Origin of the sequence: Pseudonocardia ammonioxydans, assembly GCF_900115005.1 — a bacterium.
GTDB classification, from domain to species: domain Bacteria; phylum Actinomycetota; class Actinomycetes; order Mycobacteriales; family Pseudonocardiaceae; genus Pseudonocardia; species Pseudonocardia ammonioxydans.
On the sequence record NZ_FOUY01000143.1, the window covers coordinates 1 to 1,829 of the forward strand.

Here is a 1,829-nt window from a genome sequence, read left to right on the forward strand (position 1 = left end):
ACCGCCAGGCGGTGGAGATGGCGTCCTGGGCGCGCGACCACAGCACCGATCCACGGGTGCGGCAGCTGGCCTTCGACATCGAGACCACCCAGAACCGGCAGGCCGGGATCATGCAGGGCTGGCTGGGCCTATGGGATGCACCGACGCTGCCCACCGGCGGACACATGGCATGGATGGCCACCGGCATGAACCCCTCCGGCGACGGCACGGCCGCCATGACTGCCGACGGCTCGATGTCCAGGATGCCCGGCATGGCCACCGCCGAGGAGCTGGCCCGGCTGCGGGCGACGCCGCCACCCCAGCTGGACGTGGTGTTCCTGCAGCTGATGCTGCGCCACCACGAGGGCGGTACCTCGATGCTGCAGTACGGTCGCGACCACGCCGACACCAGCGACGTGCGCAACCTGGCCTCGCAGATGCTGACCGCGCAGACCGCGGAGTCGCAGCTAATGACGTCGTTACTGCTCGCGCGGGGCGCTCAGCCCCTTCCTATGGACTGAGCATCGGGGCTCCGCGACGATTGCTCAGCGAGTTCGGCGAGCGCCAACGTCGGGACAGGCCCGTCGGGGCCCTCGGAGCGGCCCGCTGAGCTGGATGTTCACTACGTGAGTGACCGAGGCACCCCGGCCAACACGTGGTCCTTCGGTATAGCGCCTCGAGACGACCGTTCGGCGGCGTCGTCCGCGCCGATCCGCACGCCCGTTCATGTCTGGCTTGGCCGATGCGGGTCCGAAACGGAGGACCGTTCCGCCGCGGCTGGGAAGGGCTCGCGTACTGGTCGCTGCTCTGTTCACAGTCCGACGCGCTGTCCTGTCTCCGGACAGGAAGTGGCGTGGGCAGACCTCGGTTGCTGGGATCGACGGCGTACGGGACGAGCGCGGCGCTGTGTTCCCGTCGTCAGTGTTCTACGCTGTGTCGGAGTTCGACAGGGTCACGACGAGACGGGACACGTGATGGTGCAGCGGGGCGGGGTCGCGGTGACCTTGCTGGCTGCCCTCGTCGGGCTGCTGGCGCTACACCCACTGTCCTCGGGCTACGAGAGACCCGAGACGCACCCGGCGACCGCAAGCGCCTCCGCTGCTCTCCCAACGCTGACTCCTACGATGGACGGCCCGGGTGACGGCGCCCATACGGCGGGCTGCCCGGATTCGCCTGCGGACAGCCACGCCGCGCCGATCATGCAGGTCCGCCAGGACGAGCACGGACCCGCTCCGACCGCGGTGGTCGTTCCGGCGCTCGACCGGTCGCCGCCGCCCGGCCCGTCGCCGGTAGCGGTGCCCGTACCCGAGACATCGGTCCTCGCCGGTGCTCGTCTACTGATCGGGCTCGGCATCTCACGGACGTAGACCGGCCGACAGCGCTCGCCTGGCCCCGGCCTACGCCCGCAACGGCTCTGGCGTGACTGCTGCCGTTCGCCTGCGCCCGTCGCCCCCACTGCCGACAAGGACACATCGGGGCTGGCGCGCGCCCGTTCCATCTTTCCTCGGGCCCGGCACCCTTACCGTCGACGCTGTCGACCAGGGAGCGGAGCTCTCGCGTCGAAAGGACCTCTCCATGACCCAGGTCGACCCCCGGCCGGTGTCGTTGGACACACACCCACCACGCCGCAGCGGGAAGGGATCCGTGGTCCTCAGGATGCTGAGGACCACGGATCCGAAGGACATCTCGATCCTCTACATGGTCACGTCGTTCGGGTTCTTCATGGTCGGCGGCGTGATGGCGTTGCTGATCCGTGCCGAGCTCGCGCGTCCGGAGCTGCAGTTCCTCTCGACCGAGCAGTACAACCAGCTGTTCACCATGCACGGCACGATCATGCTGCTGCTGTTCGC

At 69.1% G+C, this 1,829-nt stretch carries 2 protein-coding genes; both read left to right on the plus strand.

What is annotated here, in order from left to right; all coding sequences use genetic code 11:
• A partial coding sequence (locus BM093_RS34715; protein ID WP_143105728.1) for a DUF305 domain-containing protein occupies nucleotides 1-500 on the plus strand: 500 nt, incomplete at its 5' end.
• A gap of 1,054 nt (nucleotides 501-1,554) precedes the next feature.
• Nucleotides 1,555-1,829: cbb3-type cytochrome c oxidase subunit I (locus tag BM093_RS34725; protein ID WP_177238902.1), on the plus strand; the 275-nt coding region annotated here is incomplete at its 3' end.